The following is a 6,707-nucleotide window of genomic DNA, read 5'->3' as shown; positions in this document are numbered from 1 at the left end:
CCCCGGCACCGTCCCGGCGGCCGGCACCGCGGGGGACACCGCCGCGGACCGCGGCCCCGCCGCCATCCCCGCGCAGACCTCCGCGGCCCGGCGCACTGCGCCCGGGGCCGGACGGCGTCCCGCCGAGCAGGGCCCGCTGACCGCGGCCGAACTCGACACCTTCGCGGAGCCGCTGCAGGAGATGCTGGACGGCGCGGTGGCCTCCGCCGAGCGGCAGTTGTTCGACCTGCGCACCGCCGCCGCCGACGACGCCCGCATCCTGGCCGCGCTCGGCGACGGCGGGCTGCTGCCGCCGGGCCCCGACGTCCTCGCCACCGTCGAGTACCTGGGCGAGCACGGCATCCCCGCGCTCCCCGGCTGGCGGTACCTGGCCCAGGCCGTCTACCCGGCCGACCACGCCGCCGTGCTCGCCGCGCGCCCGGAACTGGTGGACGGCGTGATCGTCACCGACCCCCAGAGCTACCTGCGGGCCCGCGAGGTGCTGGCGCAGGCGGCCCTGCTGCCGCGGTCGACCGTCACGGTCGGCACAGCGGCGGCGCTGCTCGCCCCGCCGCCCCCGGCGGGCACCGAGCCCGAGCTCTTCCTCGTCCCGCCCAACCCGGCCATGCACGACGAACTGGCCGCCGACGGCGAGCGCCAAGCGTTGCGCGGCCGCGCGACCGCCCGCGAGGAGGACATCCGCGGCCTCGCCGCCCGCCTGGCCGAGGACCGCACGCTGGCCGCCCGCCTCTCCTCGTGGCGTGCGGGCTGCCCGAGCGGCCGGCTTGCCGAACTCGCCGCAGCCGTGGAGACCGCCCGGGAGACCGCGGGGGCCGCCCGCGAGGAGCTCGCCGAGGCACGCTCCGTGCGGGTGGAGGCCGACGAGGCCGCCGCCGAGGCGACCGCCCTGCGCGACGAGCGCCAGGAGGTGGCGCAGCAGGCCCGGCGGGCCGCCGACGCGCTCGCCGGTCTCGCCTTCCGGCTGCGGGAGCGGGCCAACTGGCAGCGCAGGACGCGCGAGCTGGCCGAGGACGCCGTCGAGGCCGAGACGCGCGCCGAGGCCTGCCTGACCCTGGCGCGCGCCGCCGACGAGGACCGCCGTGCCGCCCAGCGCGCCGCGGACGACGCGCGGCGTACCGCGCGCGTGCTCCGCGCCGAGCGCTCGGAGATCACCGGCGCCCCCGACGAGGCCCTGGAGGACGAGGACGGCGCCGGGCAGCCGGCCGGCTCGCTGCCCGCCCTGCGCGAGGCCTACCGCGCGGCCTCCCAGGTGTACGAGAAGGTGGGCGTCGGCGCCGACCTGCGGGCCGAACAGGCCCGCGCCGAGAGCACCGAGCAGTCCGCGCTCGCCGAACTGGAGCGCCTCACCAACAAGGTGCGCACCCGCGCCGCGCAGCTGCTGGAGGGCCCGGACGGCGCCGACGGCCCGTCGCGGCAGGCCGCGGCCGCCCGCGCGGAACAGCTGGTGGCCACCCTGGACTCCCGCGCCGCCGCCGCGAGCGAGCAGCTCGGCCGGCTGCGCGGCGAGGCCGAGCGGCACGCCCCGGCGGACGGCGGGACGCACACCGAGCTCCCCGGGGAACTGCTGCCCCGCGACGCCGAGCACGCCCAGGAGCTGCTGCGCGGTGCCAACGGCGAACTGGCCACCCGCACCGATGCGCTGGCCCACGCCCGGGACGGCCACGGCGACCTGGTGCGCGCGCACCGCGCCGCCGAGGACGCCGCGAGCGGCTTCGACGAACTCGCCGCACTGCTGCGGGACCTGCTCCGCGACGGCGACCGGCAGTCCGAGGACGGCGAGGAGGAGCCGGAGCCGTACTCCGGCTCCCTGGAGGAGGCCAGGACCGCCGTCGCCGAGACCCGCCGCGGCCTGCGCGGCTGTGCCGCCGACCTGTCGGCGGCCGAGTCGCAGTTGCGCGAGGCCTGCGACGTCCTCGTACGGCACGCCAACGCCGCCCGCTACGAGCAGGTGCGCACCCCGGCCCGCCAGCAGATCCGCGAACTGCCCGCGTCCGCACTCCCCGAGCACGCGGCGGCCTGGCACGCCGCCTTCGAGCCGCGGCTGCGCGTCCTGACCGACGAGCTGGAACAGCTGGAGCGCAACCGCGACAGCATCGTGGACCGGCTGCGCGGCATGGTGGAGTCCTCGCTGACCACCTTGCGGTCGGCGCAGCGGCTGTCCCGCCTGCCGGAGGGGCTGGGGGAGTGGTCGGGGCAGGAGTTCCTGCGGATCCGCTTCGACGACCCGGACCACGCGGCGCTCGACGAGCGGCTCGGCGCCGTGATCGACGAGGCGACCCGGGCGGCCGTCCGCAAGAACTCCGACCTGCGCCGGGACGGCATGTCGCTGCTGCTGCGCGGGGTCGCGGCCGCCCTCGAACCCAGGGGGGTGGCCGTCGAGATCCTCAAGCCGGACGCCGTGCTGCGCGCCGAGCGCGTCCCCGTCGGGCAGATGGGAGACGTCTTCTCCGGCGGCCAGCTGCTCACCGCGGCCATCGCCCTGTACTGCACGATGGCCGCGCTGCGCAGCAACGACCGCGGCAGGGACCGGCACCGGCACGCGGGCACGCTCTTCCTCGACAACCCGATCGGCCGCGCCAACGCCACCTATCTGCTGGAGCTGCAGCGCGCGGTCGCCGACGCGCTGGGCGTCCAGCTGATCTACACCACGGGTCTGTTCGACACCACGGCGCTCGCCGAGTTCCCGCTGGTCGTACGGCTGCGCAATGACGCGGACCTGCGCGCGGGCCTGAAGTACATCAGCGTCGAGGAGCACCTGCGGCCCGGACTGCCCGCGACGGACCCGGAGTCCGAGCCGGTGCACGGCGAGATCACGGCGACGCGGATGTTCCGCCGCCCGGCGGACCAGCCGGCCCCGCAGGGCGGCTGACCTCCGGGCGGCCCGTCCCGAAGGCCGTCCGGGCCCACGGGAGGGTGCGCCTCCCTCAGGCGGTACGCGCGCCGGTACCGGGCAGTTGCCGGCGCCGTGCGGCGGCGCGGGCCCCGGCCCGGGCCCGGCGCCGTTCCCGTCGGCGCTCGCGGCGCAGCCTGCGGGCCGCGCTGCTCGGGCTGGACACCACGCCGTTGCGCTGGTTCCAGACCTGGCGGGTGATCCACACGTCCAGCACCGCCCAGGTGGCGACGACGGTGAAGGCTATGGCGGTGAGCATCGCCGGCGCCGCTAGCCAGGACTCACCGGCCGCCCCCAGCATGGCGATCACCGCGGCGATCAGGGTCAGTGCGACGACGAGCACGGCCCGCACGGCCGCCCGGCGCACCGGGTCGGGCATGCGTGGCCGCCCGACGGGCTCATCGACCCACAACGGCCGCCGGGTCTTCCGCGGCGGAATGTCGCGATCCAGTGCGTCCTCGACGAGGTCGTCCATGAAATCTGCTCCCCTGCGGGATACCGGTGATGCGGTGCCGGATCCCCGATGTCCGACTCCAGAGTGGCTGCCCGGTTTCCGCCGATGAATGCCCTCCGCATTCCGGAGCACCCCTCCCCTCCTGTCATACGACGGAATGGCACCGCGGGTTCCCTGTGCGGTGCATTTCGGCCAGCCGTGCCGGCCGTTCATCCGTACGAATCGGGTCGTCCCGGGGCAAGAGCGGAAGCAGGGCTTTCGGATTGCTCATCCGGCAGTAGTAGGCTCGCGCCGTTTGCAGTCGGAACACGACAGCCCTTGACCGGGTTTGACGTTGGGGAGGCCATGCGCTTTCGCGGTACGACGATCCGGCGGAAGATCGTGGCACTGCTGCTCATTCCGCTGGTGTCCCTCACGGCCATCTGGGCCTTCGCCGCAACTCTGACGGGACGTCAGGTCTGGGGCCTCTTCGGCGTCGAGCAGACCGTCAACGCACTCGGTTACCCGGTCGAGGACAGCATCCAGGCGCTCCAGCAGGAACGCCGTTCCGCCATGCTCTACTTGGCCGATCCTCGACGTTCCGACGCCCGCGGCACCCTGCTCGCCCGCGAGCGCGAGACGGACAAGGTGATCGCCCGGCTGCGCGGCAACGCGGCCTCCGGCGCCAACCGGGAGCGGCTGGCCCCCGACGCGCTGCGCCGGCTCGACCTGGTCGTCCGCGAGTTCGGCGGCCTGGAGACGCTGCGCGACAAGGTCGGCAAGGGCACCATCGGCCGCAACGACGCCTTCGCCGCGTACAGCGGCCTCTTCGACCCGGCCTATGCGTTCCTGGACTCGCTGAACCCGCTCAACAACGTCGCCATCGACAAGCAGGGCCGCGCCCTCATCCAGGTCACCCGGGCCCGCGAGGCGATCAGCCAGGAGGACGCCCTCATGGTGGCGGCCATCGCGGCGGGCCGCATGAGCGCCGCCGAGATGCGCTCCTTCACCTTCGCCGTCGCCGAGCAGCGCGCCTACTACGCCGACAACCTCCACCTGCTGACCGCCGACGAGCGCGCCCTTTACGACGCCTACTGGGCGGGGCCCTCCGGCCGCGCCCTGCGTGCCGCCGAGGACGCGGTCATCTCCGCGGGCGCGTCCGGCGCGCCCCAGGCCGCCGACCGCGCGTCCTGGCAGACCACGGCCACCACCGCGCTGACCGACCTGGACCGCCTGGGCGTCGAGGCGGGCGACCTGCACAAGAAGCGTGCCGAACCGATCGGCATGCGGCTGGTCGCCATCGCCGCGGTCGCCGGTGGCCTCGGCCTGATCGCGGTCGTCGCCTCCGTCTTCGTCTCCATACGCGTCGGCCGCAGCCTGATCCGCGACCTGTCCCGGCTCCGGAAGGAGGCCCAGGAGGTCTCCGGCGCCCGGCTGCCGCGCGTCATGCGCCGTCTCGCCGCGGGCGAGGAGGTCGACGTCGAGACCGAGGCGCCGCGGCTGGACTACCCCGACGACGAGGTCGGCCAGGTCGGCAAGGCCGTCAACACCCTGCAACGGGCGGCTGTCGAAGCCGCCGTGCGCCAGTCCGAGATGCGTCGCGGCGTCTCCGAGGTCTTCGTCAACCTCGCCCGTCGCAGCCAGGTGCTGCTGCACCGCCAGCTCACCCTGCTGGACGCCATGGAGCGGCGCACCGAGGACCCGCAGGAACTCGCCGACCTCTTCCGCCTCGACCACATGACCACCCGCATGCGCCGCCACGCCGAGGGCCTGGTGATCCTCTCCGGCGCGGTGCCGTCCCGGCAGTGGCGCAAGCCGGTGCAGCTGATGGACGTGGTGCGGGCGGCCGTCGCCGAGGTCGAGGACTACGAGAGGGTCGACGTGCGCCGGCTGCCGCGGCTCGCCGTCACCGGCCACGGCGTCGCCGACCTCACCCACCTCATCGCCGAGCTCATCGAGAACGCCACCGTGTTCTCGCCGCCGCACACCAGCGTCCAGGTACACGGCGAGTCCGTCGCCAACGGCTTCGTCCTGGAGATCGACGACCGCGGCCTCGGGCTCACCCCCGACGCCATGCTGGAGGCGAACCTCCGCCTCGCCGAGACCCCCGAGTTCGAGCTCTCCGACACCGACCGGCTCGGGCTGTTCGTCGTCAGCCGGCTGGCCCAGCGCCAGGGCGTCCGCGTCTCGCTGCGCCAGTCCCCGTACGGCGGCACCACGGCCGTGGTGTTCGTCCCGGCGTCGCTCCTCACCGAGTCCGGCGAGGACCAGCCGGACAAGCCCCTGGACGAGACCCTCGACGGGCCCCGCGACGAGACCGCCGTTGCGGCCGTCGTGGAGGCCCGGGCGCCGGCCGAACCGGACGAGCCCCGGGTCGCACCGATGTCGGCCGCCACCGAGCACAGCTTCCGTCAGTGGGGCCTGGTCCCGGAGCCGGACGACGAGCCGCGCGAGCACCGGCCGCACGTGCCGGAGACCGTGGGGACACCGGCGCTGACGGCCGCACCCGACGCGGTGCCGGCGGACGCGCCCACGGTCCTGCCGCGTCGCCGCCGGACCCCGGTCCTGGTCGCCGAGAACGGCCGGCCGGTCGGCGAGGCGCCGCGGCCCGCCGACCCCGCACCGCAGGAGGAGCCCGCTGGCGCGGGACTGCCCCGCCGGGTCCGCCAGGCCAGCCTCGCCCCGCAGCTGCGCAGCGACTCCACCACCCAGACCCGTAGCGCCGCCACCGGCGGCGCGGACGACGACGGCGGGCACGAGCGCTCGCCCGAGGAGGTGCGCGACCGCATGGCCTCACTGCAGCGAGGATGGCTGCGTGGCCGCGCGGACACCGCCGACGACCTCGGCACCGACGGCACCGACGACGTCCGCCCCACCGACCGCCCGGGAACCACCCCGGCGGAGCGAGGGGGCGACAGCGCAACCAGATCCACCACGGAGGGGAACGGTCCATGACCGCACCATCGAGCCCGACCCGCGAGCTCAGCTGGCTTCTCGACGAACTCGTCGGCCGCGTGGCCAGCATCCGCAAGGCGCTGGTGCTCTCCAGCGACGGCCTGGCCACCGGCGCGTCCGAGGGCCTGACCCGTGAGGACGCCGAGCACCTCGCCGCCGTCGCCTCCGGCTTCCACAGCCTCGCCAAGGGCGTCGGCCGGCACTTCGAGGCCGGCAAGGTCCGGCAGACCCTCGTGGAGCTGGACGAGGCCTTCCTGTTCGTCACCGCCGCGGGTGACGGCAGCTGCCTGGCCGTGCTCGCCGACGCCGACTCCGACGTCGGACAGGTCGCCTACGAGATGGCGCTGCTGGTGAAGCGGGTCGGCGTGCACCTCGCGACCGCCCCGCGGACCGACGACGACGCGGCGCGGGCGGTGTGACGAGGACGTC

General features: G+C 75.3%; 4 protein-coding genes. 3 read left to right on the top strand and 1 reads right to left on the bottom strand.

The window, feature by feature from the left end; all coding sequences use genetic code 11:
* On the top strand, nt 1-2,869 hold a 2,869-nt coding region (locus tag PV410_RS43370), incomplete at its 5' end, for a coiled-coil domain-containing protein (RefSeq protein ID WP_500332193.1).
* A gap of 55 nt (nt 2,870-2,924) precedes the next feature.
* Here the strand turns inward: PV410_RS43370 and PV410_RS43365 are convergent.
* A complete protein-coding gene (locus PV410_RS43365; RefSeq protein WP_500332192.1) occupies nt 2,925-3,365 on the bottom strand; it encodes a hypothetical protein in 441 nt (146 codons plus the stop codon).
* Nucleotides 3,366-3,689: 324 nt separating this feature from the next.
* Here PV410_RS43365 and PV410_RS43360 point away from each other — a divergent pair, with 324 nt between their 5' ends.
* Together PV410_RS43360 and PV410_RS43355 are read left to right on the top strand one after the other, a co-directional pair.
* On the top strand, nt 3,690-6,278 hold the full coding sequence (locus PV410_RS43360; RefSeq protein WP_500332191.1) for a sensor histidine kinase: 2,589 nt from the start codon (nt 3,690-3,692) through the stop codon (nt 6,276-6,278).
* Nucleotides 6,275-6,697 carry a roadblock/LC7 domain-containing protein gene (locus tag PV410_RS43355; RefSeq protein WP_500332190.1) on the top strand — a complete coding sequence of 141 codons (423 nt, stop codon included), beginning with the start codon at nt 6,275-6,277 and terminating at the stop codon, nt 6,695-6,697. Before PV410_RS43360 ends, PV410_RS43355 begins: the two co-directional genes overlap by 4 nt.
* Nucleotides 6,698-6,707: the final 10 nt, after the last annotated feature.

The organism is Streptomyces sp. PA03-5A (assembly GCF_033792725.1).
Classification (GTDB): Bacteria; Actinomycetota; Actinomycetes; order Streptomycetales; family Streptomycetaceae; genus Actinacidiphila.
Note: the sequence above shows the minus strand (reverse complement) of the source record. Positions and strands in the feature narration are given on the sequence as shown.

Coding starts and splice junctions, on each gene's coding strand:
- PV410_RS43355 (WP_500332190.1), top strand. CDS start 6,275: ATGACCGCACCATCGAGCCCGACCCGCGAGCTCAGCTGGCTTCTCGAC.
- PV410_RS43365 (WP_500332192.1), bottom strand. CDS start 3,365: ATGGACGACCTCGTCGAGGACGCACTGGATCGCGACATTCCGCCGCGG.
- PV410_RS43360 (WP_500332191.1), top strand. CDS start 3,690: ATGCGCTTTCGCGGTACGACGATCCGGCGGAAGATCGTGGCACTGCTG.